The 22,896-nt window shown below is 66.1% G+C and carries 24 protein-coding genes; 18 read left to right on the forward strand and 6 right to left on the reverse strand.

Annotation, left to right across the window (positions count from 1 at the left end; translation table 11 throughout):
* Positions 1-138: 138 nt before the first annotated feature.
* The gene (locus ACGLHS_RS00220) at positions 139-783 is read left to right on the forward strand and encodes a DUF47 domain-containing protein (RefSeq protein WP_012746613.1); all 645 of its coding nucleotides are present in this window, start codon (positions 139-141) and stop codon (positions 781-783) included.
* Between the two features lie 14 nt (positions 784-797).
* Entirely contained in the window at positions 798-1,808 is a 1,011-nt protein-coding gene (locus ACGLHS_RS00225; RefSeq protein WP_093236655.1) for an inorganic phosphate transporter, read from the forward strand.
* Between the two features lie 6 nt (positions 1,809-1,814).
* Here ACGLHS_RS00225 and ACGLHS_RS00230 read toward each other — a convergent pair whose 3' ends face one another.
* Both ACGLHS_RS00230 and ACGLHS_RS00235 read right to left on the reverse strand, forming a co-directional pair.
* The gene (locus ACGLHS_RS00230; RefSeq protein ID WP_394475800.1) at positions 1,815-2,261 is read right to left on the reverse strand and encodes an NINE protein; all 447 of its coding nucleotides are present in this window, start codon (positions 2,259-2,261) and stop codon (positions 1,815-1,817) included.
* Entirely contained in the window at positions 2,258-2,782 is a 525-nt protein-coding gene (locus tag ACGLHS_RS00235) for a GNAT family N-acetyltransferase (RefSeq protein ID WP_394475802.1), read from the reverse strand. Before ACGLHS_RS00235 ends, ACGLHS_RS00230 begins: the two co-directional genes overlap by 4 nt.
* A 181-nt stretch (positions 2,783-2,963) precedes the next feature.
* Between ACGLHS_RS00235 and rpsP the strand changes: the two genes are divergently transcribed.
* The 8 genes from rpsP to ACGLHS_RS00275 all read left to right on the forward strand — a co-directional run bounded on the left by rpsP (position 2,964) and on the right by ACGLHS_RS00275 (position 9,117).
* The gene (gene rpsP, locus ACGLHS_RS00240) at positions 2,964-3,227 is read left to right on the forward strand and encodes a 30S ribosomal protein S16 (RefSeq protein WP_013540078.1); all 264 of its coding nucleotides are present in this window, start codon (positions 2,964-2,966) and stop codon (positions 3,225-3,227) included.
* Between the two features lie 15 nt (positions 3,228-3,242).
* Entirely contained in the window at positions 3,243-3,797 is a 555-nt protein-coding gene (gene rimM, locus ACGLHS_RS00245) for a ribosome maturation factor RimM (RefSeq protein ID WP_394475805.1), read from the forward strand.
* A gap of 16 nt (positions 3,798-3,813) precedes the next feature.
* Complete coding sequence (trmD, locus tag ACGLHS_RS00250; protein WP_394475807.1) at positions 3,814-4,560, forward strand: tRNA (guanosine(37)-N1)-methyltransferase TrmD; 747 nt, start codon at positions 3,814-3,816, stop codon at positions 4,558-4,560.
* 111 nt (positions 4,561-4,671) lie between these two features.
* Positions 4,672-5,049 (forward strand): 50S ribosomal protein L19, encoded by a 378-nt coding sequence (gene rplS / locus ACGLHS_RS00255; RefSeq protein ID WP_093236663.1) that lies wholly within the window; start codon positions 4,672-4,674, stop codon positions 5,047-5,049.
* A gap of 144 nt (positions 5,050-5,193) precedes the next feature.
* Positions 5,194-5,913, forward strand: coding sequence for a CoA pyrophosphatase (locus tag ACGLHS_RS00260; protein WP_394475809.1), 720 nt, complete (start codon positions 5,194-5,196; stop codon positions 5,911-5,913).
* A gap of 52 nt (positions 5,914-5,965) precedes the next feature.
* Positions 5,966-6,967, forward strand: a complete 1,002-nt coding sequence (locus tag ACGLHS_RS00265) for a CobD/CbiB family protein (protein ID WP_394475811.1) — start codon at positions 5,966-5,968, stop codon at positions 6,965-6,967.
* Between the two features lie 17 nt (positions 6,968-6,984).
* Positions 6,985-8,079, forward strand: coding sequence for a histidinol-phosphate transaminase (gene hisC / locus ACGLHS_RS00270; protein WP_394475813.1), 1,095 nt, complete (start codon positions 6,985-6,987; stop codon positions 8,077-8,079).
* A gap of 12 nt (positions 8,080-8,091) precedes the next feature.
* The gene (locus ACGLHS_RS00275; RefSeq protein ID WP_394475815.1) at positions 8,092-9,117 is read left to right on the forward strand and encodes a hypothetical protein; all 1,026 of its coding nucleotides are present in this window, start codon (positions 8,092-8,094) and stop codon (positions 9,115-9,117) included.
* A gap of 10 nt (positions 9,118-9,127) precedes the next feature.
* Here the strand turns inward: ACGLHS_RS00275 and rsgA are convergent, their stop codons facing one another.
* The 3 genes from rsgA to ACGLHS_RS00290 are packed head-to-tail and all read right to left on the reverse strand — an operon-like array spanning position 9,128 to position 11,742.
* On the reverse strand, positions 9,128-10,081 hold the full coding sequence (gene rsgA / locus ACGLHS_RS00280; RefSeq protein ID WP_394475818.1) for a ribosome small subunit-dependent GTPase A: 954 nt from the start codon (positions 10,079-10,081) through the stop codon (positions 9,128-9,130).
* A 12-nt stretch (positions 10,082-10,093) separates the two neighbouring features.
* Positions 10,094-10,447 carry a 4a-hydroxytetrahydrobiopterin dehydratase gene (locus tag ACGLHS_RS00285; protein ID WP_394475820.1) on the reverse strand — a complete coding sequence of 118 codons (354 nt, stop codon included), beginning with the start codon at positions 10,445-10,447 and terminating at the stop codon, positions 10,094-10,096.
* Positions 10,448-10,482: 35 nt separating this feature from the next.
* Positions 10,483-11,742 carry a M48 family metallopeptidase gene (locus ACGLHS_RS00290; RefSeq protein ID WP_394475822.1) on the reverse strand — a complete coding sequence of 420 codons (1,260 nt, stop codon included), beginning with the start codon at positions 11,740-11,742 and terminating at the stop codon, positions 10,483-10,485.
* A gap of 59 nt (positions 11,743-11,801) precedes the next feature.
* Between ACGLHS_RS00290 and orn the strand changes: the two genes are divergently transcribed.
* From orn to ACGLHS_RS00320, 6 genes are all read left to right on the forward strand, one after another.
* On the forward strand, positions 11,802-12,398 hold the full coding sequence (orn, locus tag ACGLHS_RS00295) for an oligoribonuclease (protein WP_093236670.1): 597 nt from the start codon (positions 11,802-11,804) through the stop codon (positions 12,396-12,398).
* A gap of 251 nt (positions 12,399-12,649) precedes the next feature.
* The gene (locus ACGLHS_RS00300; protein WP_394475825.1) at positions 12,650-14,563 is read left to right on the forward strand and encodes a DEAD/DEAH box helicase; all 1,914 of its coding nucleotides are present in this window, start codon (positions 12,650-12,652) and stop codon (positions 14,561-14,563) included.
* 215 nt (positions 14,564-14,778) lie between these two features.
* Positions 14,779-15,852 (forward strand): NAD/NADP octopine/nopaline dehydrogenase family protein, encoded by a 1,074-nt coding sequence (locus tag ACGLHS_RS00305; RefSeq protein WP_394475827.1) that lies wholly within the window; start codon positions 14,779-14,781, stop codon positions 15,850-15,852.
* Entirely contained in the window at positions 15,842-16,846 is a 1,005-nt protein-coding gene (locus ACGLHS_RS00310) for a 3-hydroxybutyryl-CoA dehydrogenase (RefSeq protein WP_394475829.1), read from the forward strand. Before ACGLHS_RS00305 ends, ACGLHS_RS00310 begins: the two co-directional genes overlap by 11 nt.
* Positions 16,843-17,646, forward strand: a complete 804-nt coding sequence (locus ACGLHS_RS00315) for an alpha/beta fold hydrolase (RefSeq protein ID WP_394475831.1) — start codon at positions 16,843-16,845, stop codon at positions 17,644-17,646. The genes ACGLHS_RS00310 and ACGLHS_RS00315 overlap by 4 nt, the downstream gene beginning before the upstream one ends.
* On the forward strand, positions 17,643-18,521 hold the full coding sequence (locus ACGLHS_RS00320; protein ID WP_093236675.1) for a zinc-binding alcohol dehydrogenase family protein: 879 nt from the start codon (positions 17,643-17,645) through the stop codon (positions 18,519-18,521). The genes ACGLHS_RS00315 and ACGLHS_RS00320 overlap by 4 nt, the downstream gene beginning before the upstream one ends.
* A 30-nt stretch (positions 18,522-18,551) precedes the next feature.
* Here the strand turns inward: ACGLHS_RS00320 and ACGLHS_RS00325 are convergent, their stop codons facing one another.
* On the reverse strand, positions 18,552-19,028 hold the full coding sequence (locus ACGLHS_RS00325; RefSeq protein ID WP_093236676.1) for a MarR family winged helix-turn-helix transcriptional regulator: 477 nt from the start codon (positions 19,026-19,028) through the stop codon (positions 18,552-18,554).
* 158 nt (positions 19,029-19,186) lie between these two features.
* Here ACGLHS_RS00325 and ACGLHS_RS00330 point away from each other — a divergent pair, with 158 nt between their 5' ends.
* The gene (locus ACGLHS_RS00330; protein ID WP_394475834.1) at positions 19,187-21,379 is read left to right on the forward strand and encodes a thiamine pyrophosphate-dependent enzyme; all 2,193 of its coding nucleotides are present in this window, start codon (positions 19,187-19,189) and stop codon (positions 21,377-21,379) included.
* A 3-nt stretch (positions 21,380-21,382) separates the two neighbouring features.
* Positions 21,383-22,891 (forward strand): indolepyruvate oxidoreductase subunit beta family protein, encoded by a 1,509-nt coding sequence (locus ACGLHS_RS00335; protein ID WP_394475836.1) that lies wholly within the window; start codon positions 21,383-21,385, stop codon positions 22,889-22,891.
* The last annotated feature ends 5 nt before the right edge of the window (positions 22,892-22,896 follow it).

Raw genomic sequence — 22,896 nt, forward strand, 5'->3', positions numbered from 1 at the left:
TGCCTGCCTGAATTTCGGGCGCTCTGGTGGTTCCGAAAAGCCGGTTGGGCGGGGGTGGGCCCGCGCGCCCGTTAAACTTCGCCGGTTTTTTCATGAAGGCGTCATGAAATTGTGATTGGCGCACCCCCAGGAGTTTCCATGTTCGGCAAGCTGCTGCCCCGCGAGGGCAATTTCTTCGAGATGTTCAACCAGCACGCCGAGCGCATCGTGGAGGCGGCCAGGGCGTTCGAGCAACTGGTCGCCAACTACAGCGACGTGCACCTGCGCGAGCAGTACAACCGCGACGTCGACAACGCCGAGCGCGCGGCCGACCGCGTCACGCACGACGTCAACCGGCTGATCCACAAGACCTTCATCACGCCCATCGACCGCGAGCAGATCCACAAGCTCATCAACACGATGGACGACGTGGCCGACCTGATCCAGGACTCGGCCGAGACCATGGCGCTGTACGACGTGCGCCACATGACCGACGAGATCGTGCGCCTGACCGCGCTCAGCGTGAAGTGCTGCGATCGCCTGAAGGATGCCGTCAAGTTCCTGGGCAAGATCGCCGACCCGGCGGTGGCCGAAGCCACCCTCAAGACCTGCGAGGAAATCGACCGCCTCGAGTCGGATGCCGACCGCGTGATGCGCAGCGCCATGAGCAAGCTGTTCCGCGAGGAGCCCGATGTGCGCGAGGTGATCAAGCTCAAGGCGATCTACGAATTGCTCGAAACGATCACCGACAAGTGCGAAGACGTGGCCAATGTGATCGAGGGCATCGTCCTCGAGAACTCCTGAGCGGGTAGCAACCGATGGCAACGGTTCAGGTCGCCCTCTGGGTGGTGATAGTGCTGGTCGTGCTCGCGATCCTGTTCGACTTCATGAACGGGTTCCACGACGCCGCCAATTCGATCGCGACGGTGGTGTCCACCGGCGTTCTCAAGCCCGGGCAGGCCGTGGTGTTCGCGGCTTTCTTCAACCTGATCGCGATCTTCATCTTTCACCTGAGCGTGGCCGCCACGGTGGGCAAGGGCATCGCTCAGCCTGGTGTGGTCGACGTGCATGTGGTGTTCGGCGCGCTCATCGGCGCGATCAGCTGGAACCTCGTGACCTGGTACTACGGCATTCCGAGCAGCTCTTCGCATGCGCTGATCGGCGGCATCGTGGGTGCGGTCATCGCCAAGACCGGCACCGGCGGCTTGGTGGCCTCGGGCATCTGGAAGACGGTGGCCTTCATCTTCGTGTCGCCGCTGCTGGGCTTCCTGCTGGGCTCGATGATGATGGTCCTGGTGGCCTGGGGTTTCCGGCGCGCCACGCCTTCGCGCGTTGACCGGTGGTTCCGGCGGCTGCAGTTGGTTTCGGCCGGCGCCTACAGCCTGGGCCACGGCGGCAACGATGCGCAAAAGACCATCGGCATCATCTGGATGCTGCTGATCGCCACCGGCTATGCGTCTGCGAGCGATGCGACGCCGCCGAACTGGGTGATCGTGAGTTGCTACACCGCGATTGCATTGGGCACCATGTTCGGCGGCTGGCGCATCGTGAAGACGATGGGGCAGAAGATCACCAAGCTGAAGCCCGTGGGCGGCTTCTGCGCGGAAACGGGTGGCGCGCTGACGCTGTTCCTGGCGACGGCGCTGGGCATTCCGGTGTCGACCACGCACACCATCACGGGCGCCATCGTCGGCGTGGGTTCCGTGCAGCGCGCCAGCGCGGTGCGCTGGGGCGTGGCCGGCAACATCGTCTGGGCATGGATCTTCACGATTCCCGCCTCGGCCTTCGTGGCCGCGATCGCCTACTGGATCAGCATGCAGCTGTTCTGACGGCGGCTACTGGGAAATCTTCCGGCCCTCTTCGATCTGGTGCTCGAAGTAGCGCTGGAAGCTGAACACGATGCTGGCCATCAGGATCGTGCTGCCGAAGAAGAGCGCGAGCACCACGGCGCCGATCGTGAACCAGTTCGTGCGGCCGGGTTCGGCGTCGGTCGATGCGCTGGGGTTGAAGCGGGCATTCCATTTCTCGGGCGTCATGAGGCCATAGATGATGGCCATCAGCGCGCAGCCCGCGATGGTGAAACCCAGCATGGGGATCAGCGCCCAGCTCAGGCCGTCGTCCACGCCGTACATGCGCACGCGCTCGATGCCGTAGATGCCCAGCGCCGTGGGAATGGGCAGCAGCCAGCCGAGCCAGTCGCCCATGCCGCGCAGGTAGAACCGGTGCAGCCCCAGCGGGCCGCCGAGGAAAGAGAGCCACGCGGCGGTAGTTTTGCTTTTCATTCGGGTTTTGTCGTGCTGCCTTCGCCGAGCACCTTTTCCATCAGGACCACATCGCGCCATTCGCCGAACTTCCAGCCGCAGTCCTTGAGCACGCCCACGTGGGTGAAGCCCTGGCTGCGGTGAACGCCGACGGAGCCGGCGTTGGCGGAATCGCCGATCACCGCGATCAGCTTGCGAACGCCGATGGCTTCGGCCGCCTGCGACAGCGATGCCAGCAGCTTGGCACCCAGACCCTTGCCGCGTGCTGACTCCGACATGTAGATCGAGTCTTCCGCGGAAAAACGATAGGCCGGGCGCGGCTTGAACCAGTTGCAATAGGCAAACCCCAGCACTTCGCCATTTTCTTCCGCGACCAGGTAGGGCAGGTTCTTGCCGAGCACGTCGGCGCGGCGCGCGGCCATGTCGGCGGCGGAGGGCGGCTCGGTCTCGAAGGTGCCCGTGCCGTGCAGCACATGGTGGGCGTAAATGGCCGTGATGGCCGCGACATCGTCGTCACGGCTGGGGCGGATGGTGAGGGTCATGCGGTGGAAAAGAGACGGCGCGGAGCCGAAAATTCGGAGAAAACGCGGAGCGGGCTATAATCGCAGGCTTTTCAGCGTGTCGCTGGCCGGGTGGCCATGTCGCGTGTCTCGACGCTGGAAGAACATTGTGAGCGGGCCTCTTTCTCATCCAACTGGCTCGCTGACCACCCAAGGATAAATCATGGTCGTCATTCGACTCTCCCGCGGCGGCTCCAAAGGCCGTCCGTTCTTCAACATCGTCGTGTCGGACAAGCGTGTTCGCCGCGATGGCCGTTTCATCGAGCGCCTGGGTTTCTACAACCCGACCGCCAAGGAAAACGAAGAAAGCATCCGCATTGCCCAGGACCGCCTGACCTACTGGAAGAGCGTTGGCGCCCAAGCCTCGCCCACGGTCCTGCGCCTGATCAAGCAAGCTGCAGCCGCAGCACCCAAGGCGGCAGCCTAAGCCGCCGGCACGGTGATGTTGCCTGCACTCGAAGCCGCCGAATTGCCGGCGGATGCGATCGAGGTGGGCCGCATCGCCGATGCATGGGGCATCAAGGGCTGGTTCAAGGTCCTGCCCCACAGCGCCCAGCCCGAGGCGCTTTTTTCTTCCAAGCGCTGGTTTCTGCAGGCTCCCGGAGCCTCTGCAAACACCGCTTTCCGGCTCGCGATCCGCGAAGCCAAAGAACATTCCGACTGCATCGTCGCCTCGTCCGAGGACGTGCCCGACCGCAACGCGGCCGAGGCCCTGCGCGGTGCGCGCATCTTCGTGCCGCGCTCGAGTTTCCCGACGGCAAGCGACGACGAGTACTACTGGGTCGACCTGATCGGTCTGTCGGTCGTCAACCGCGAAGGCGTGACGCTCGGTACGGTGCGCGAACTGCTCGCCACCGGTCCACAGACCACGCTGGTGCTGGCGGCCGAAGAAGACGGCAAGGCCATCGAGCGCATGGTGCCCTTCGTCTCGGTCTTCGTCGACAAGGTCGACCTGCCCGGCCGGCTCATCACGGTCGACTGGCAACCCGATTTCTGATTTGGGGCTCGCGCGCATGCGCTTCGACGTCCTCACGCTCTTTCCCGAACTGTTCGCTCCTTTCATGGCCAGCGGCGTGACGCGCCGTGCCTACGAGTCGAAGCAGGTCGAGGTCGTGTTCTGGAATCCACGCGATTTCGCGCAAGGCAATTACAAGCGGGTGGACGATCGCCCCTTTGGCGGCGGCCCTGGCATGGTGATGATGGCCGAGCCGCTCGCCGCCTGCCTCGATGCGGCGCTGGCCGCGCGCGGGGCGGACGCGCCGGTCGTGCTGTTCTCGCCCATCGGCGAGGCGCTGCGGCACGAAGCGGTCGAGCGCTGGTCGGCCAGCGAAGGCGCGGTATTGGTCTGCGGCCGCTACGAGGGCATCGACCAGCGCTTCATCGACGCGCGCGTTACCCATCAGATCAGCCTCGGCGATTTCGTTCTTTCGGGCGGAGAGATTGCCGCCATGGCATTGCTCGATGCGGTTGCGCGCTTGCAGCCCGGCGTGCTGGGCGACGAGGCCAGCCATGTGCAGGACAGTTTCAACCCCGCCCTCGACGGCCTGCTCGACTGTCCGCACTACACGCGGCCCGAGCAATGGAACGGGCAGGGCGTTCCGGCGCCGCTTCTCTCGGGGCATCACGCGCAGATCGAGCGTTGGCGGCGCGACCAGCGCCTGGCCATGACGGCCGCGCGGCGCCCCGAACTGATCGATGCGGCCCGCGCTGCCGGCCGCCTGGGCAAGGCCGATGAGGCGGCGCTCAAAAAAAAGCTATAATCTCGGGCTCCCCGATCCTCTGCCCGGCCGCGCCAGGCCTTTTCACCGGTCATCCGATGGAAGCCAATGGCGCCTTTTGTGTAGCCCGACACGATCGAATATCAGGAAATCATGAACCTCATTGAAACCCTCGAGCAGGAAGAAATCGCCCGTCTCGGCAAGACCATCCCCGATTTCATGCCTGGTGACACGGTCATCGTCAGCGTGAACGTCGTCGAAGGCACCCGCAAGCGCGTGCAGGCCTACGAAGGCGTTGTGATCGCCAAGCGCAACCGTGGCCTCAACAGCGGCTTCACCGTGCGCAAGATCTCCAGCGGCGAAGGCGTGGAGCGTACGTTCCAGACCTACAGCCCGCTGATCGCCGGCATCGAAGTCAAGCGTCGTGGCGATGTGCGCCGCGCCAAGCTGTACTACCTGCGCGATCGCAGCGGCCGTTCGGCACGCATCAAGGAAAAGCTGCCGAGCAAGTCGACGGCTGCTGCCAAGTAAGCTGCTTCCTGTCGTGCAAAAAGCCGCCGCTCTGGCGGCTTTTTGCGTTGGTGCTCCGCACAAAAGACAGCGTCACCTTTTTACGCTCTACTCCTCCTACCCCGCTACCGGCCAACGCATCTCTTGACCACCACTTCCGTTCCCATGCAACCCGTGCCCCTCGAACCCGTCAATGCCGTGGTCCCGCCCACGCTGCTGCAGTTCGATCCGCGCGAGGCGCCCTTTGTGGACGGCAGCGATGGTTTGCCGGCGGTGTCGCCCGTGCAGTTGACGGCGCAGGCGCTGCGGGCGCGTTTCAGCGCGCCTCCCGCGTGGACGCCCGAGTTGCGCCGCGAACCACGAATGGTCGACCGCGCACCCGCGCAGGCCGCCGTGTTGGTGCCGATCGTGCAGCGCCCGCAAGGCGCGACCGTGCTGCTGACCGAGCGCACCACGCACCTGTCGAACCATTCGGGGCAGGTCGCATTTCCTGGAGGGCGTGTCGATCCCGAAGACGCCAACATCGCAGCCGCCGCGTTGCGCGAGGCCTGGGAAGAGGTGGGGCTCTCGGCCCAGTTCATCGAAGTGCTGGGGAGCCTTCCCACCTATACGACGGTGACTTCGTTCATCGTGACGCCGGTGGTCGCACTGGTGCAGCCCGACTTCGAACTCACCATCAACCCTTACGAAGTGGCGCAGGCCTTCGAGGTGCCGCTGGCCTGGTTGATGGACCCCGCCAACCACCGCAGGCATACCGTGAGCGCCGTCGATGGCCGCAAGCGCGAGTGGTATTCGATGCCTTACCAGGACGGGCCCGACGAGCGCTTCGTCTGGGGTGCGACGGCCGGCATGCTGCGCAATCTCTATCGCTTCCTGGCCGCATGAGTTGGGCTTGAATTTGGCCTGAATCTTCAGGCGCTCTCGCTATCATCGACGGATGAGCTTTTTTGCCATCCTGTGCGCGCTGCTGATCGAGCAGGTGCGGCCACTGGGCCCGCGCAACCCCGTGTACGGCAGCGTTCTGGCGTGGACACGCTGGACCAGCCGCAATTTCGACGCGGGCAAGCCGCATCACGGATGGATCGCCTGGGGGCTCGCCGTGTTTTTGCCCACCCTCCTGGCGCTGGGTGTGCACTGGCTGCTGGTGCTCACATTGGGGCTGCCGTTCGCGGTGCTCTGGAGCATTGCGGTGCTTTACGTCACGCTGGGCTTCCGGCAATTCAGCCACCACTTCACCGACATCCGCGATGCACTCGACGAAGGCGACGAGCCGCTCGCGCGTTCGCTGCTGGCGCACTGGCAAGGCGTCGATGCGGCCGATCTGCCGCGCAGTGAAATCGTTCGCCACGTCATCGAGCATTCGGTGATCGCCGCGCACCGCCATGTGTTCGGGGTGCTGGCCTGGTTCTCGGTGATTGCCGCCATCGGCCTCGGACCGGCGGGCGCTGTGTTCTATCGCATGAGCGAATTCGTCTCGCGCTACTGGGCGCACAAGAACGGCGCCGCGGTGCAACCTTCGAGCGTTTCCGTCCAGGAGGCCGCAGACCGCGCCTGGCATGCCGTCGACTGGCTGCCCGCACGCATCACGGCCCTGGGCTTCGCGGTGGTCGGCAGCTTCGAAGAGGCGATCGATTGCTGGCGCAATGACGCCCGACGCTTCCCGAACGAAAACGATGGCGTGATTCTGGCCGCCACCTCCGGCGCGGTGAACGTGCGACTGGGTGGAGGCTCGCTCAGTCCCATCCCCACGCTCGATCCGTTGTCGCGTGCGCAAGCCGGTGAATCTCTCGCGCAGGGGCGCCCGCCCGACAGCGGCAGTACGCCAGGGCGTGAGCCCGAGCCCGGCCACCTGCGCAGCGTGGTCGGCCTGGTCTGGCGATCGGTCGTGATGTGGATGGTGCTGCTGGCGTTGCTCACCCTTGCCCGCCTGCTCGGTTGAGCGAGCACGGGAACGCCATGAGCCACACCGCCGTGCCGGTTTTCTGGAGTCCGCGCATCGGCGCGCTCGAACCCTACGTGCCCGGCGAGCAGCCGCGCATCGAGAACCTCGTCAAGCTCAATACCAACGAGAACCCGTATCCGCCATCGCCGAGCGCTGTCGAAGCGATCCAGCGCGCGGCCGCGAACGGCCTGGAGCGCTATCCCGATCCCACGTCGCTCGCGCTGCGCGAAGCGGTCGCCCGGCGGCACAACCTGCAGGTCGATCAGGTCTTCGCGGGCAATGGCTCGGACGAAGTGCTGGCGCACGCCTTCTTCGCGTTCTTCCAGCAGGCTGAGCCTCTGTTGATGCCCGACGTGAGCTACAGCTTCTACAAGGTGTATGCCCAGCTCTACGGCATTGCCTGCGAGTTGTTGCCGGTCGACGATGGTTTGCGTATCGACGTGGAGGCCATCGCGGCGCGTGCCCGTCGTGGCTGCGGGGGCATCGTGCTCGCGAATCCGAATGCGCCCACCGGCATCGGGCTGCCGCTGTCGCGCATCGAGCAACTGCTCCAGGCTTGCCCCGATCGCGTGGTGCTGGTCGACGAGGCCTATGTCGATTTCGGCGGCGAAAGCGCACTGCCGCTGATTGGCAAGTACCCGAACCTGCTCGTGGTGCATACCCTGTCCAAGTCGCGCGCGTTGGCCGGTCTTCGTGTCGGCTTCGCTTGCGGCCAGTCGCACTTGATCGACGCGCTGGTGCGCGTCAAGGACAGCTTCAATTCCTACCCGCTCGACCGGCTGGCCTTGGCCGGTGCCGCGGCGGCGCTCGAAGACGAGGCATGGTTCAAGACCACCTGCCACAAGATCGCCGACACCCGAGAAGGCCTCAGCCTCCAGCTCGAAGACCTGGGCTTCGAGGTGCTGCCTTCGCAGGCCAACTTCGTGTTTGCACGCCATCCCCGGCGCGATGCGGCTGAACTGGCTGCGCTGCTGCGCGAGCGCGCGGTGCTGGTGCGGCATTTCAAGCAGCCGCGCATCGCGCAGTACCTGCGCATCAGCATCGGCACGCGCGAACAGTGCGGCGTACTTGTGCAGCGGCTGCAGGAAATTTTGGCTGAAAACACATAGGAAAAATCGCCGATGTCGACCGTCAACACCGATCCGCGCGCGGCTGCACGCGCCGCCTTCTGGCAGGCCCTGAGCGAGCGGCTCGACAGCCTGCGCGCCATGTCCGGCCATGAACTGGTGAACGCACTGAATGAGCTGCTGCAGCCGCTCTTTCCGAATCTCGCCGCCGAGGTGCTGGGTGATCCGCCGGCTTTCAAGCTCGTGCTCACGGCGCATGGCGCCGAAGATGATTTCGAAGACCTCATGGCGCTGGTGCAGAGCGCGCCCGCGTTGCCGCAGCTCGAGGTGGAGGCTTTCCGTCAGCGCATGCGCGAAGGCTTCAGCATGCGCATGAACGATTTCGAACTGGCCACCACGGACGTCCTCGTGAAGCACGAGCCCTATCGCGGGCTCGTGGCGCTGGAGATCGGCTTCGCCAAGCCCATCCCGATGGACATGCAGGACCACGCGCGCCACATGAGCATGATCATGCTCGACCACATCCTGGGCGAGTACGACTTCGCAGTGAAGGTCGGGCCGGTCGACCATGTCGAGGCCGATGCGCATGCGGATTTCGACGGCGTGCCGCTCGACGATTTCGTCCGCCTGTTCGATGCATGCTGGCGCGACGATCTTGGCCACACGGGCGTGTTCCCGGTCGGTGAGCATGCCTGGTCTGGCCTGACCGCCACGCGCGAAGCCGAGGACGGCAGCGAGATCGAAATGGTCGTGATGCGCAACGACGCCGCGAACGCGCTGCTCGGCCGCGCGGACCTGGGGCACCGGCTGTCGGCCGCCATTCCCGTCGACTCGGGCGAGGAACTGGACGAAGCGCGCGTCTACGAAGACCGGCTCACGGCGCTGTTGCAGACGCATGAAAATGGTTGCTGCACGCACGTCGTGCTGGAAGAGGGCGTTCGCACCATCCACTTCCATATCGCGCATCCGGAGGCAGCGATTGCCCACGCGCAATCGCTTCAGGCCGAATCGGAGTTGCCGGTGACGCTCGACCTTGCCTTCGACCCGACCTGGAAGTCGTACCGCATCTGGCTGGCTTGAAGCGCCAGCTTCAGTACCGCTTCTGGCTCAGCTCGGCGAACAACTCGCCGTAGATCTTGTAGCGGCTCGCGCTGATGGGGCCCGGCGCCGTGGCCGACGACACGTTCGCGATCACGCCGCAGCCCGGCTCGTGCAGGTGGGTGCAGTTGTAGAACTTGCAGTCCCCCGTGTGCTCGGCGATGTCGGGCATCAGCCCGGCGAGCTGCATCGGCTCGATGTGGTTCAGGCCGAATTCCTGGAAGCCAGGTGAATCGATCAGGCCGGTGGTGCGGGCTTCGTCGATCCAGTACCAGGTGGTGCTGGTGGTCGTGTGCTTGCCTGAATTCAGCGCCTGCGAAATTTCCTGGGTCAGCACGGTCGCGCCCGGCACGAGCAGGTTGGTCAGCGTGCTCTTGCCCGAGCCGGAGGGGCCGAGCACGAGGGTGGACTTGCCGGCAAGAAGCTTCATCAGCGATGCGTAGTCCGCCTCGCCCGAGGCCTTCAGCGAGAGCGGCAGCACGCCGTGGTGCATGCGGCGATAGGGCGCCAGCTTGTTCCATGCGCGCTCGAAAGGCTCGACCAGATCGCTCTTGTTGAGGGCAATGATCGGCGTGATGCGCTCGGCCTCCGCGGCAATCAGCGCACGCGCCAATTGGTGCTCGGAAAACTCCGGCTCGGCCGCGATCAGTATCAGCACATGGTCGAGGTTGGCCGCAAACGACTTGGTGCGGATCTCGTCCTGCCGATAGAAGAGGTTGCGGCGCGGCAGCACCTCTTCGATGGTGCCTTCGTCCTCGGTGGCTTGCCAACGCACGCGGTCGCCGACCACGGCCTGGCTTTTCTTGCCGCGCGGGTGGCAGATCAGCCGATCGCCGATGGGTGTTTCGACAAGGCAATGACGTCCATGGCTGGCAACGACGAGACCCTCGTGGAGTGTCTTTGCGGCGGTGGCCGCAGAGGCAGCGGCGCGGGCCGGCTTAGCCATGGGCGCGTTCCGTCATGCGGCGGTGCTTGTGGCGACCAGCGCGTCGGCTTGCCGCGCGCAGTCGAAGTCGGTGACAGACAGGCCGCCCACGTCGTGCGTGTTGAAGCGCACCACGCAGCGGTTGTAGTGCACCGACAGGTCGGGGTGATGGTCTTGCGTGTGGGCCACGAAGGCCAGCGCGTTCACGAAGGCGATGGTCTCGAAGTAATTGGCGAAGGTGAAGGTCTTCTCGATGGCGACGTTGGTGCCGTCGCCGTTGAGTTTCCAGCCATCGAGCTTGGCGAGGCCGGAGACGATCTCGGTGGCGCTCAGGGCCTTGCGGGCAGGAAGGCTCTTCCAGTCTTTGGGCGTGAACATGCTGCTCATGGTGGGCTTCTTCAAAACAGGGTTGATGCGATCACTCACGCCGCCGTCATGCGCGCAAGGCGCTCGGAGGCGGGCGGATGGGAGTAGTAGAACTTGACGAACACCGGATCGGGCGTGAGCGTCGATGCGTTGTCCTGGTAGAGCTTGAGCAGGGCGGCCGAAAGGTCGGCACCGCTGGTCTGCGCCACCGCATAGGCGTCGGCCTCGAACTCGTGCTTGCGCGACAGGCGTGCCGGCAGTGGCGCAATGAAGAAGCCGAACACGGGAACGGCCAGCATGAACAGCAGCAGCGCGAGCGCGCTGTTGGGCGCGGCCATGTTGGGCTGCACGCCCAGGCCGGTGTAGAACCACACCTGGGTCGAGACCCAGCCCAGCAGCGCGAAGCCGGCGAGGCTCAGCGCGAACATCGCAATCAGCCGCTTCACGATGTGACGGTGTTTGAAATGGCCGAGCTCGTGCGCGAGCACGGCTTCCACTTCGCCTGCGTTGAGCTGGCGCAGCAACGTGTCGTAGAACACCACGCGCTTGCTGGCGCCGAAGCCGGTGAAGTAGGCATTGGCATGTGCGCTGCGCGTGCTGCCGTCCATCACGAACAGGCCCTTGGCTGCGAAGCCGCAGCGCTTCATCAGGGCCGTCACGCGCGCCTTCAGCGTCGGGTCGTCGAGCGGCTTGAACTTGTTGAAGAGCGGGGCGATGAAGGTCGGGTAGATCAGCATCAACAGCAGGTTGAAGCCCATCCATGCGCCCCAGGCCCACAGCCACCAGAGCGTTCCGGCCGCGCCCATGAGCCACAGGATGAGCGCCGCGATCGGCAGCCCGATCAGCGCGCCGAGCAGCGTCGACTTGACGGTGTCGGCCAGCCAGAGCTTCCAGGTCATCTTGTTGAAGCCGAAGCGTTCTTCGAGCCTGAAGGTCTGCCAGAGCGTGAAGGGCAGTTCGAGCAAGCCGCCGATGGCCGCGAAAGCCGCCAGCAGCGCCAGTTGCTGCAACATGCCGCCGCCGATCCACACCAGCAGCAGCTTGTTGAGCAGGTCGAGGCCGCCGAGCAGCGTCCACCCCAGCAGCAGCGCGGCGCTCCAGGCCATCTCGACGAGGCCGAAGCGCGCCTTCGCGATGGTGTAGTCGGCCGCCTTCTGGTGGGCGGCGAGCGTGATGGTCTGGGCGAAAGCCTCTGGCACGGCGCCGCGGTGCCGCGCCACGTGGCGCACCTGCCGCGAAGCCAGCCAGAACTTCACGAGCAGGCCCGCAACCAGCGCGACCGCAAAGGCAATGGTGAAGATGAGCGAATAGGACATGGAGCGCGGAGTTTAGCCCTCGGTATCTGGGGCCGCGGGCCGTCGGCGACAATCCTGCGATGCCCGAATCCCTTGCCCCGACACCCCCCGCAGCCCCGCCCACCCTGAAGAAAAGCGACCAGAACCTGGTCTGGCTGGACTGCGAAATGAGCGGCCTCGACCCCGAGAAAGAGCGCCTGCTCGAAATTGCCGTGGTCGTCACCGGCCCCGACCTCACGCCCCGCATCGACGGCCCCGTGCTGGTCATTCACCAGAGCGACGCCGTGCTCGACGGCATGGATGCCTGGAACAAGGGCACTCATGGCCGCAGCGGGCTGATCGACAAGGTCAAGGCCTCCACCATCGACGAAGCCGCCGCCGAGCAGCAGTTGCTCGAATTCATCGCCAAGTACATCCCCCGCAGCGGCTCGCCCATGTGCGGCAACACCATCGGCCAGGACCGGCGTTTCCTGGTCAAGTTCATGCCCAAGCTGGAGGCGTACTTCCACTACCGCAATCTGGACGTCAGCACGCTCAAGGAACTGGCCAAGCGCTGGAAACCCACGGCCTACAGCGCCTTCAAGAAGCAGCAGGCGCACACCGCGCTGGCCGACGTGCACGAGTCCATCGAAGAGCTCGCCCATTACCGGGAAACCTTCCTGCGCCTGACAGATTGACAGGGGATTAGGTAAAAACCCGAAGCCGTGCCATAATCGCAGGCTTCGCTGATCGGTGCATGTTTCGAACACCCGGCCAGCGTCTCTCGCATCTCCCTATCTTGCACACCGCGCCCGATCGCATTCGCTGATCAAAAAGGGCCACAGCCTCAGGCGTTAGCCAGAAGCTGAATGTCGTTGGATGGTTGATGTTTTTAACCACCAACGGGGCGCCGCCTACGGCAGCGCTCGCGTTTGAGATTGATATCTACATGACCGACGCTTTTGAAGCGCAGGGCGAGTTCGCGCCTGTGCAATCCGCTACCAACAACGAATTCACCGCCGCCGTGGACACTGTGTCCGAAGCGCCGATCCTCGAGGTGCTCGACGCAGCCGCCCCCGAGATCGCTGCGGTCGAAGAAGAACCCGCTCAGCCCAACGGCTTCGTCAAGCTCGGCCTTGCGCCCGAACTGATCGCTGCCGTGGCCGACATGGGCTTCACCCAGCCGACCACCGTGCAAGAGAAGGTGATCCCGATCGCCATGGGCGGTGACGCCGGCCAGGACGGCAAGGCCCGTTTTGTCGACCTGATGGTCTCCAGCCAGACCGGTTCGGGCAAGACCGCCGCTTTCCTGCTGCCCGTGCTTCACACGCTCCTGAAGCGCCAGGCCGAAGCCGACGCTGCAGCCAAGGCTGAATTCCAGCGCCTGGCCGCCGAAGCCGCTGCCCGCGGCGAAGCCGCACCGAAGAAGCCGAAGCGCAAGGACCCGACCAACGCCCGTCACTTCAAGGCCGCCACCCCCGGCGCCCTGATCCTGTGCCCGACGCGCGAACTCGCGCAGCAAGTCGCGCACGACGCCATCGAACTGGTTCGCCATTGCCGCGGCCTGCGTATCGCCAACGTGGTGGGCGGCATGCCCTACCAACTGCAGATCGCCAAGCTGCAGAACGCCGACCTCGTGGTTGCCACGCCCGGCCGCCTGCTCGACCTGCAACGCTCGCAACAGCTCAAGCTCGACCAGGTCAAGTTCCTGGTGGTCGACGAAGCCGACCGCATGCTCGACCTCGGCTTTGCCGACGATCTGGCTGAAGTCAACCAGCTCACCATCGAGCGCCAGCAGACGATGATGTTCAGCGCCACCTTCGCGCCGCGCATCCAGCAACTGGCCCAGCGCGTCATGCGCGAGCCGCAGCGCATCACCATCGACAGCCCGCAAGAAAAGCACGCCAACATCAAGCAATCGCTGTACTGGGCCGACAACAGCCAGCACAAGCGCAAGCTGCTCGACCACTGGCTGCGCGACACCAGCATCAACCAGGCCATCGTGTTCGCCAGCACGCAAGTCGAGTGCGACGGCCTGGCCAACGACCTGCAGCAAGAAGGCTTCAGCGCCGTGGCGCTGCACGGCGCCCTGAGCCAGGGCCTGCGCAACCGCCGCCTGATGGCGCTGCGCCAGGGTCAGGTGCAGATCCTGGTGGCGACCGACGTTGCCGCCCGCGGCATCGACGTGCCGACCATCACCCACGTCTTCAACTTCGGCCTGCCGATGAAGGCCGAGGACTACACCCACCGCATCGGCCGCACCGGCCGTGCAGGCCGCGACGGCCTGGCCATCACCTTTGCCGAGTTCCGCGATCGCCGCAAGATCATGGACATCGAGCACTACAGCCGCCAGCAGTTCAAGGCTGAAGTGGTTGCAGGCCTGGAGCCGCAACAGCGCATGCCGCAATCGCGTCCCCCGATGGGCGAGTACCGCGGTGGCGGTCGTGACAACCAGTCGCGCGACCGCAAGTTCGGTGGCGGCGGCCATCGTGGTGGCAATGCCGGCGGCTTCGGCGGCGGCAACAGCGGCTACGCAGGTGCCAGCGGCTTCAACGACCGTGGCTCGCGTGGCCCCGGCGCACCGGCTGGCCCGCGTGGCTTCGGTGGCGGTCACGGCCAAGGCGGCGGTCACAACGCCGGTTTCGGCGGTGGTCGCGACGAAGGCGGTGGCGGTTACGGCCGCAAGCCGGGCTGGGGCGACAACGCCCCGCGCGGCGGCGGTCGCGGCGACTTCGCTCCCCGCGAAGGTTTCGCACCGCGTGAAGGCTTCGCGCCCCGCGGCAATGGCGCAGGCCATGGCGGCCCGGGCAAGGTGTTCGTGCCCCGCGACGCGCAAAAGCGCGCGTTCAAGCCGAGCCGCTGATCCTTCCTCCAGAGCGGCCTGACAGCCGCTTCGCTCCCCAAAAAGCCCGCGCTTCTCACGAACGCGGGCTTTTCCGTTTCGGGTTTCCGAGCATCGGGTCGTCTAGAAATTTGATTGACACCTGAATCGATGAAAAGTAATGTAATAGCGCATTGTTTCCCCGGGCCCGCCCTGCGGCTGCCGGTTCATCGACACCTGCTTTTCAACTTTCGAACATGAAACTTGCGATTCTTGGGGGTGGTCATGGCGCCTATGCGGCCGCCGCCGACCTGTCCGAAGCCGGCCACGAGGTGCGCCTGTGGCGCCGCGACGCGAAGGCACTCGAGCCGGTCCTGCGAACGGGGGCCATCACGCTGAAGGACGCCGACGGCGCGCGCGAGGTACCGCTCGCACTCGCCACCGCAGACATCGCCGCAGCCCTGAAAGGGGCCGAGCTGATCGTCATTCCCACGCCCGCCATCGCTCAGCAGGACATCGCGCTTGCGATGGCACCACACCTGGTCGACGGCCAGGTCGTGTTTCTGCCGCCAGGCACCTTCGGCAGCTACGTGATGGCGAGGGCCGTCAAACAGGCGGGCAGCCGCGCCGACGTGGCCTGGGCCGAAACGGGCACCTTGCCGTATCTGGCGCGCAAGCACGGGGAGCGCGAAGTCAACGTCACGATCCGCGCCATCCGCCTGCCGACCGGCGTCTATCCGGCGCGAAAAGAAGCCGAGGCCATCGCGGTGATCCGCAAGGCCTACCCGGCCGTCCACGGCTGTGGCGACGCGCTGTCGGGCGCGCTGATGAATGCCGGTCCTGTCATCCATCCGCCGCTGATGGTGATGAACGCCGCGCCGCTGCAGCACTTCGAGCGCTGGGACATCCACAACGAAGGCACCCAACGCGCCGTGCGCGACGTGACCGACCGGCTCGACCAGGAGCGCATCGCCGTGCGCGAAGCCTTTGGGCAGGGCGCGCCGCACTATCCGCTGGCCGACCACTACGACAACGACCGCTGGATGTACGGTGATGCCCACAAGCAGCTCGTCAAGTCAGGCGACTGGCGCGAGAACATCGACCTGCACACGCACCGCTACATCACGGAAGACACCGAACTCGGCCTCGCCTTCCTGGCCTCGGCCGCGCGCCATGCCGGCGTGGACGCGCCCATCGCGCACGGCCTGCTGGCCATCGTCGGCGGCTTCCTTGGCCGCGACCTGCGTCAAGGCCCGCGCACTTTCGAGAGCCTCGGCCTGGCCGGATTGAGCGCGGCGCAGCTCAGGCAGAGGCTGCACGATGGCGAATGACGCCGCGCTGCCCCGCTTCGCAGCCGTCGGCGCGGGCCGCATGGGGCGCGGCATCGCGATCGCATTCGCCTATGCCGGCCACCGCATCTCGCTGATCGACCTGCGCCAGCGCAGCGACGATGCCTGGCAGCGATTGCGCGACGAAGCCAAGGCGGAGATCGAGGCCAGCCTCGCGGGCCTGGCGCAGCTCGGCGTGCTCGATGCGAAGCAGATCCAGTCGATCGCTTCCCGCGTGGATTTTGTGAATGCCGCCGCGGCGCCGCAAGCGCTGGCCGCCGCCGAACTGGTGTTCGAAGGCGTGCCCGAAACGATGGAGGCCAAGCGCGAAGCCTTCGAGCAGCTCAACCGCCATTGCCGCGACGACGCGATCCTGACCTCGACCACCAGCAGCATCCTCGTCACGCAGCTTGCGGCGCTGGTGCGTTTGCCGGCGCGCTTCCTGAACATGCATTGGCTCAACCCGGCGTATGTGATCCCGGTGGTGGAACTGAGCTGTCATCCGGGCACCGACGCCGCCGTGCTCGCACGCACCAAGGCGCTGATGGAGGCGATCGGCAAGCTGCCCGTGGTGTGCGGTGCGTCGCCGGGCTACATCGTGCCGCGCCTGCAGGCGCTGGTCATGAACGAGGCGGCCCGCATGATCGAAGAAGGCGCTGCCACAGCCGAAGAAATCGACAAGGCCACGCGGTATGGCCTCGGCCTTCGCTTCGCCGCGCTCGGCGTGGTCGAGTTCATCGACTTCGGTGGCTGCGACATCCTGCATCACGCGAGCCGCGAAATGTCGGTCTCGCTCGACCCTGGCCGCTACACCGCGCCGGCCATCGTCGGCCGCATGGTCGAAGAGGGCCGGCTCGGCCTGAAGACCGGCAGCGGCTTCTACGACTACGAAGACCGCGACATCGCCGCCTATCGCCGTGACGTGCTCTCGCGCACGCTCGGCGAGCTGCGGCACGCGGGCCTGTGGCGCGCGCCGGCCGACGAGACCCTGCCATGACGATTCTTCGCCGTGCCTTCGCCGACCTGTCGGTGGGGCAGGTGCACTACGCGGCATGCGGCGATCCGCAGGCGCCCGCGGTGCTGCTGCTGCATCAGTCGCCGCGCAGCTGGGCCGAGTACCGCGACGTGTTGCCGTTGATCGGCGCGCGCTGCCATGCCATCGCCATGGACACCGCAGGCTTCGGCGACTCCGCCGACGGTGGTGTGCCGGCGAGCATTGCGCAATGGGCACGCGTGGCGTGCGAGCTGCTCGATGCATTGCACATCGGGCGCGTCGATGTCGTCGGGCATCACACCGGCGGCGTCATCGCGCTCGAATTGGCTGCGGCCTTTCCGGAGCGCGTGCGCAGCCTGGTGCTGTCGTCCACGCCGTACACCGACGAGGCCTTTCGCCGTGCGCGCGCGCAAAGACCACCGATCGATGAAGTCGCTCCGAGCGAAGACGGCAGCCATCTCGCGGCGCTGTGGCAGCGGCGCCAGGGCTTCTATCCGCCGGGGCGCCCCGATCTGCTCGAAGCCTTCGTGCGCGATGCGTTGAAGGTGGGGTACCGCGTCGAGGAAGGGCATCGCGCGGTTGCGTCGTACCGCATGGAAGACCGCATCGGCCGCGTGACGCAGCCCGCGCTCATCATGCGAGCGACCGACGACCCGTTTGCCGCGCCGCATGCCCAGGAGCTGCAGCACCATCTGCCTCAGGCGCGCATCGTCGACATCGAAGGCGGCATGGTGCCGCTGCCCGACCAGATGCCTGACGCCTTTGCGCGCGCGGTGCTCGACTTTCTCTCGACACGGCCATGAAGGCCGTTCGCATCCATGGCTTCGATGCCGTGCCGGTGCTCGAAGAAGTGGCCGACCCGGTGCCACGCCCCGGCCGCACCATCGTGCGAATGCAGGCCGCCACAGTCGGCCATATCGATCGCACCGTGTGGCGCGGCAGTTTTCTCCGGCATCCGCCGTTGCCGTACACGCCGGGCGTGGAGGCCGCCGGCATCGTCGTCGCGAGCGGCTGCTATGCCGCGGGGCAGCGCGTGTGGTTGCGTGGCAGCGGGCTCGGCACGTTGTTCGACGGCACCTGGTGCGAACTGATCGACGCGCCCGACGAGGCGCTCGGTGCCTTGCCCGATGCACTGCCGATGACGCTCGGCGCCGCATTCTTCTCGCCCTGCACATCGGCCTGGGTGGCGTTGCATGAAGTCGCGAAGCTCAATGCCGGCGAGCATCTTCTGGTGACAGGCGCAAGCGGCGCCGTGGGCTCGCTCGTCATTCAATTGGCGCGCGAGGCCGGATGCACCGTGACACCCGTCGACCCGCGTGCCGATCCTCCGCCAGTCGCCAGCGCAGACCTGCTGATCGACACCGTCGGCGGAAGCGTTCTATCGGCAGTCTTGCCTTCTGTTCGTCCGGGTGGGCGCGCCGTGCTGGTCGGCTACACCGCCGGCCCGTCGCTGCAATTGGACATCGCCCATTTCCTGCAGCGCGACGTGGCGCTGCTGCCGCTCAACATGTTCAGGCGAGAAGCCGCGGGCCGTGCCGCGGTGCCCAGGTTGCTCGCACGGTTGGCCGATGGTCGCCTGCACCTCGACGTGCAGAGCTTCGCGCTGGCCGATGCGGCCCTTGCGCTCGACTGGATCGCGCAGCGCGGCCATCGCGGCCGCGCGGTGCTCGTGCCCTAGCGGAGAGGGCGCGGCAAGGGGCGAGGGCGCTCAGTCTTCTTCGGGTGCCTCGACCGGCACATGCACGTGCAGGTCGATCATCTGCCGCAGCGTCTGCTTCAGCTCTTCGGCGCGTCGCAATCCGAAGGGCTCCAGCACGCGGCGTTCGTGGTCCCGCGCCAGTTCCATCAGGTGCTCGACAGCCTTCAGGCCCTTGCGCGTGATGCGCACCAGCGTGATGCGGCGATCACTTTCGTGGGGCAGGCGCTCGACCTGTCCGCGCGATTCCATGCGGTCCAGCAATCGCGTCACCGTGGGCTGCTTGGTCACCGTCACCTGGGCGAGCTGGCCGATGCTGATGGCATCGCTGCCCGCCAGGGAGGCCATCACGCGCCACTCCGACACAGAAAAGCCCTGCTGCCGCGCGACCTCGTGGAACTCCGAGGAAATCAGCTGGCTGGCCTGCGCCAGCAGCGCCGGCAGGTAGTCATCGACAAAGCGATGCGATGCAACGGGTTGTTCATCCATGAAGGCACCTCATAGCCAGACAGCCCACAACGGCCGCGGGCACGCTGTTTGCATGTCTAGGGTAATTCATGATTGTGGATACATTCATTTGTCAACATTATAGAAAGCATGATGTGGCAGATGAGCGCATCGTCCCACGATAGAGAACAAGGACCCACATGGCTGAGCGTTCGTTCGTCGAAGAAGTCAAGAAACTGCGGCTTTCTGGTGGAGATGTCTTCCGCGGGGAAGGCATTCTGGCGGTGACCAAGGCCTTGCTCGAATCGGGTGTTTCCTATGTCGCCGGCTACCAGGGCGCGCCCATCTCGCATCTGATGGACGTGCTGGCCGATGCGCAGGACATCCTGTCCGAGCAGGGCATCCGCTTCGAGAACAGCGCCAGCGAGGCCACTGCCGCCGCCACGCTGGCCGCCTCCGTCAACTACCCGCTGCGCGGTGCCGTCACCTTCAAGGCCACCGTGGGCACCAACGTGGCTTCCGACGCGCTGGCCAACCTGGCATCGGGCGGCGTGACGGGTGGCGCGCTGATCATCGTGGGCGAAGACTACGGCGAAGGCTCGTCGATCATGCAGGAGCGCAGCCATGCGTTCGCGATGAAGTCGCAGATCTGGCTGCTCGATCCGCGCCCCAATCTGCCGAGCATCGTCGATGCGGTCAAGCAGGGCTTCGATCTTTCCGAGGCCAGCAACACGCCCGTGATGCTCCAGTTGCGCATCCGCGCCTGCCACGTGCACGGCCACTTCATTGCCGGCGATAACAAGCGCGCGAAGTTCACGCTGCAGGAAGCGATGGAAAACCCGCAGCGCGACGTCAGCCGCATCGTGCTGCCGCCCGCCAGCTTCGTGCATGAGCAGGAGAAGGTGAAAGACCGCTGGCCCGCCGCCGTGCGCTTCATCGAGGAGCGCCAGCTCAACGAATTCTTCTCCGAGGACGCCGACGACATCGGCATCATCGTGCAGGGTGGCAGCTACAACACCATGCTGCGCGCGCTCGAACGCTTGGGCCTGGCCGACGTCTACGGCAACACCCAGGTGCCGCTCTACGTGATGAACGTGGCCTACCCCGTCATCGAGAGCGAGGTGCTGCGCTTCTGCGAAGGCAAGCGCGCGGTGATGATCGTGGAAGAGGGCCAGCCCAACTTCGTCGAGCAGAACTTGGCGACCATCCTGCGGCAATCGGGCTCGACCACCGCGCTGCACGGCAAGGACATGCTGCCCGTGGCCGGCGAGTACACCTCGTCCGAACTGCTCAAGGGCGCACGCAGCTTCTGCGAACGCTACGAACGACTCGCACCCTTGCCAGTGCCCACGTCAGTACGCAAGGTGATCCCGCTCAAGGAAGTGACCACCATCGGCATCGATGCGGCACCCGAACCCGCGCTGCCATCCACATCGCTGGGCGAAGTCGTGCACGCCCGCCCGCCGGGCTTCTGCACCGGCTGCCCCGAGCGCCCGATCTTCAGCGCGATGAAGCTGGTCGAACGCGAACTCGGCCCGCATCACGTGAGCGCCGACATCGGCTGCCATCTGTTCTCGATCCTGCCGCCCTTCAACATCGGCAACACCACCATGGGCTATGGCCTGGGCGGAGCGGGCGCGTCGGCGCTCAATGTGCCCGCCGGCAAGCGCGCGATATCGATGATGGGCGACGGCGGCTTCTGGCACAACGGCCTGACCAGCGGCGTGGCGAATGCGGTCTTCAACAAGAGCGACAACCTCACCATCGTCGTCGACAACAACTACACCTCGGCGACCGGCGGGCAGGACATCCTCTCGTCGCACGCCGTGAACAAGACCCGCAGCACCGGCCATGCCATCGAGCGCGCCGTGCGCGGCGTGGGCGTGGAGTGGGTCCGCACGCTGCGCCGGACCTACGACGTCGCCGGCATGCGCGACGCGCTCAAGGAAGCGCTGACCACCAAGACCCAGGGCCCCAAGGTCCTGATCGCGCAGTCGGAGTGCATGCTCAACAAGCAGCGACGCGAGAAGCCGCTGGTGCGCAAGGCCATCGCCGACGGCAAGCGCATGGTGCGCGAGAAGTTCGGCGTCGACTCCGACACCTGCACCGGTGACCACTCCTGCATCCGACTGTCGGGCTGCCCGTCGCTGTCGATCAAGCCCAACCCCGATCCGTTGCGCACCGACCCGGTCGCGACCGTGCTCGACAGCTGCGTGGGCTGCGGTGTGTGCGGCGAGGTCTCGCATGCCGCAGTGCTGTGCCCTTCGTTCTACAAGGCGCAGATCGTGAGCAACCCCAGCCGCTGGGACACGCTGCGCGAGCGCGTGCGCGCAGCGGTGATCGGCTGGCTGCAGCGTGGCGAAGCCCGCCGCCGCGAAGCCTATGCCTTCTGAACCATGACGAACAAGGTGCAACCCCTCAAGATCGCGATCCTCGCCATGGGCGGGGAGGGCGGCGGCGTGCTGGCCGACTGGATCGTCGACATGGGCGAGGCCAACGGCTACGTCGCCCAGACCACGTCGGTGCCGGGCGTGGCCCAGCGCACCGGCGCCACCATCTACTACGTCGAGCTGTACCCGACGGCGCAAGCCGAAGCGGACGGCGGCCGGCCGGTGCTGGCGCTGATGCCATTGCCGGGCGACGTCGACGTGGTGCTCGCATCGGAACTCATGGAAGCGGGCCGCGCCGTGCAGCGCGGGCTTGTCACAAGTGACCGCACCACGCTGATCGCATCGACGCACCGCGTGTTCTCCATCGCGGAAAAAAGCGCGCTGGGCGATGGCCGTGTCGACAGCGTGCAACTGCTCGCGCACACCGCCAAGGCCGCCAAGCGTTTCATCCGCTTCGACATGGCGCAGGCCGCCGAGGTGTCGGGCAGCGTGATCAGCGCGGTGCTGTTCGGTGCACTGGCCGGCTCGGGCGTGCTCCCCTTCAGCCGCGCGCAGTTCGAGGCCACCATCGAGCGCGGCGGCGTGGGCGTCAAGCCCAGCCTCAAGGCCTTCGGCGCCGCGTTCGCGCGGGCCCAGGGTGGCGACGATGGCGAAGCGCAGGAAGCCGCACCGCTCGCCACGCCAACGCCACAACCGCGTCACCCCGCAGTGCGTGCCTTGGTCGAGCGCGTCCAGCGCGAATTCCCGGCGACAGCCCAAGACCTCCTGCTCGAAGGTGTGCGCCGTCTCATCGACTACCAAGACACGGCCTACGCCGGCCTGTACCTCGACCGCATGGCCGCCATCGTCGCGTTGCCGAACGACGATGCCCATCGCCTGCTGCGCGAAACCGCGCGCCATCTCGCGCTGTGGATGTCGTACGAAGACACCGCCCGCGTCGCCGCCCTCAAGACCCGCGCGACACGCTTCGAGCGCGTGCGCGGCGAGGCCCGCGTGCAGCCCGGCCAGGTGCTCGCCATCAACGAATACATGCACCCGCGCCTGCAGGAAATCTGCGAGACGCTGCCGGGCGGCATCGGCCGCTGGCTGATGAACTCGACGTTGCCGAAGAAGATCGTCGAGCGCTACACCCAGCACGGCCGTGTGATCCAGACCAGCTCGCTGCGCGGCTACCTCATGCTGCGCACCGTCGCGGCATGCAAGCGCTGGCGCCTGTCGACCATGCGTTATGCCGAAGAAAACCGCCGCATCGAGGAGTGGCTGCAGCGCATCGCCGCCACCGCACAGCGCCACCCGGCGCTGGCGGTCGAGCTGGCGCAGTGCCAGCGCCTCGTGAAGGGCTACAGCGATACGCACGAGCGCGGCCTTCGCAACTACGACACCGTGATGCGCGCCTTCGAGCGCGCCGGCGCGGCGCTGGCACCCGCCACGCTGCGCGAGTTGCGCGACGCCGCGCTGGCGGACGAACACGGCCACAAGCTGCAGGCCGTACTGGCGCAGCACGCCCTGGCCTGAAGAGA

It is taken from the genome of Variovorax sp. VaC1 (genome assembly GCF_043658315.1).
In the GTDB taxonomy this organism is placed as follows: Bacteria; Pseudomonadota; Gammaproteobacteria; order Burkholderiales; family Burkholderiaceae_C; genus Variovorax.

Bases quoted from the DNA above. Each gene is read 5' to 3' on its own strand.
- ACGLHS_RS00265 (WP_394475811.1), top strand. From the start codon at position 5,966: ATGAGCTTTTTTGCCATCCTGTGCGCGCTGCTGATCGAGCAGGTGCGG.
- ACGLHS_RS00325 (WP_093236676.1), bottom strand. From the start codon at position 19,028: ATGGATGAACAACCCGTTGCATCGCATCGCTTTGTCGATGACTACCTG.
- ACGLHS_RS00235 (WP_394475802.1), bottom strand. From the start codon at position 2,782: ATGACCCTCACCATCCGCCCCAGCCGTGACGACGATGTCGCGGCCATC.
- ACGLHS_RS00285 (WP_394475820.1), bottom strand. From the start codon at position 10,447: ATGAGCAGCATGTTCACGCCCAAAGACTGGAAGAGCCTTCCTGCCCGC.
- ACGLHS_RS00275 (WP_394475815.1), top strand. From the start codon at position 8,092: ATGTCGACCGTCAACACCGATCCGCGCGCGGCTGCACGCGCCGCCTTC.
- rplS (WP_093236663.1), top strand. From the start codon at position 4,672: ATGAACCTCATTGAAACCCTCGAGCAGGAAGAAATCGCCCGTCTCGGC.
- ACGLHS_RS00335 (WP_394475836.1), top strand. From the start codon at position 21,383: ATGACGAACAAGGTGCAACCCCTCAAGATCGCGATCCTCGCCATGGGC.
- ACGLHS_RS00220 (WP_012746613.1), top strand. From the start codon at position 139: ATGTTCGGCAAGCTGCTGCCCCGCGAGGGCAATTTCTTCGAGATGTTC.
- rpsP (WP_013540078.1), top strand. From the start codon at position 2,964: ATGGTCGTCATTCGACTCTCCCGCGGCGGCTCCAAAGGCCGTCCGTTC.
- ACGLHS_RS00230 (WP_394475800.1), bottom strand. From the start codon at position 2,261: ATGAAAAGCAAAACTACCGCCGCGTGGCTCTCTTTCCTCGGCGGCCCG.
- ACGLHS_RS00330 (WP_394475834.1), top strand. From the start codon at position 19,187: ATGGCTGAGCGTTCGTTCGTCGAAGAAGTCAAGAAACTGCGGCTTTCT.
- ACGLHS_RS00320 (WP_093236675.1), top strand. From the start codon at position 17,643: ATGAAGGCCGTTCGCATCCATGGCTTCGATGCCGTGCCGGTGCTCGAA.
- ACGLHS_RS00260 (WP_394475809.1), top strand. From the start codon at position 5,194: ATGCAACCCGTGCCCCTCGAACCCGTCAATGCCGTGGTCCCGCCCACG.
- ACGLHS_RS00290 (WP_394475822.1), bottom strand. From the start codon at position 11,742: ATGTCCTATTCGCTCATCTTCACCATTGCCTTTGCGGTCGCGCTGGTT.
- ACGLHS_RS00225 (WP_093236655.1), top strand. From the start codon at position 798: ATGGCAACGGTTCAGGTCGCCCTCTGGGTGGTGATAGTGCTGGTCGTG.
- rimM (WP_394475805.1), top strand. From the start codon at position 3,243: ATGTTGCCTGCACTCGAAGCCGCCGAATTGCCGGCGGATGCGATCGAG.
- orn (WP_093236670.1), top strand. From the start codon at position 11,802: ATGCCCGAATCCCTTGCCCCGACACCCCCCGCAGCCCCGCCCACCCTG.
- ACGLHS_RS00310 (WP_394475829.1), top strand. From the start codon at position 15,842: ATGGCGAATGACGCCGCGCTGCCCCGCTTCGCAGCCGTCGGCGCGGGC.
- ACGLHS_RS00300 (WP_394475825.1), top strand. From the start codon at position 12,650: ATGACCGACGCTTTTGAAGCGCAGGGCGAGTTCGCGCCTGTGCAATCC.
- rsgA (WP_394475818.1), bottom strand. From the start codon at position 10,081: ATGGCTAAGCCGGCCCGCGCCGCTGCCTCTGCGGCCACCGCCGCAAAG.
- ACGLHS_RS00315 (WP_394475831.1), top strand. From the start codon at position 16,843: ATGACGATTCTTCGCCGTGCCTTCGCCGACCTGTCGGTGGGGCAGGTG.
- trmD (WP_394475807.1), top strand. From the start codon at position 3,814: ATGCGCTTCGACGTCCTCACGCTCTTTCCCGAACTGTTCGCTCCTTTC.
- ACGLHS_RS00305 (WP_394475827.1), top strand. From the start codon at position 14,779: ATGAAACTTGCGATTCTTGGGGGTGGTCATGGCGCCTATGCGGCCGCC.
- hisC (WP_394475813.1), top strand. From the start codon at position 6,985: ATGAGCCACACCGCCGTGCCGGTTTTCTGGAGTCCGCGCATCGGCGCG.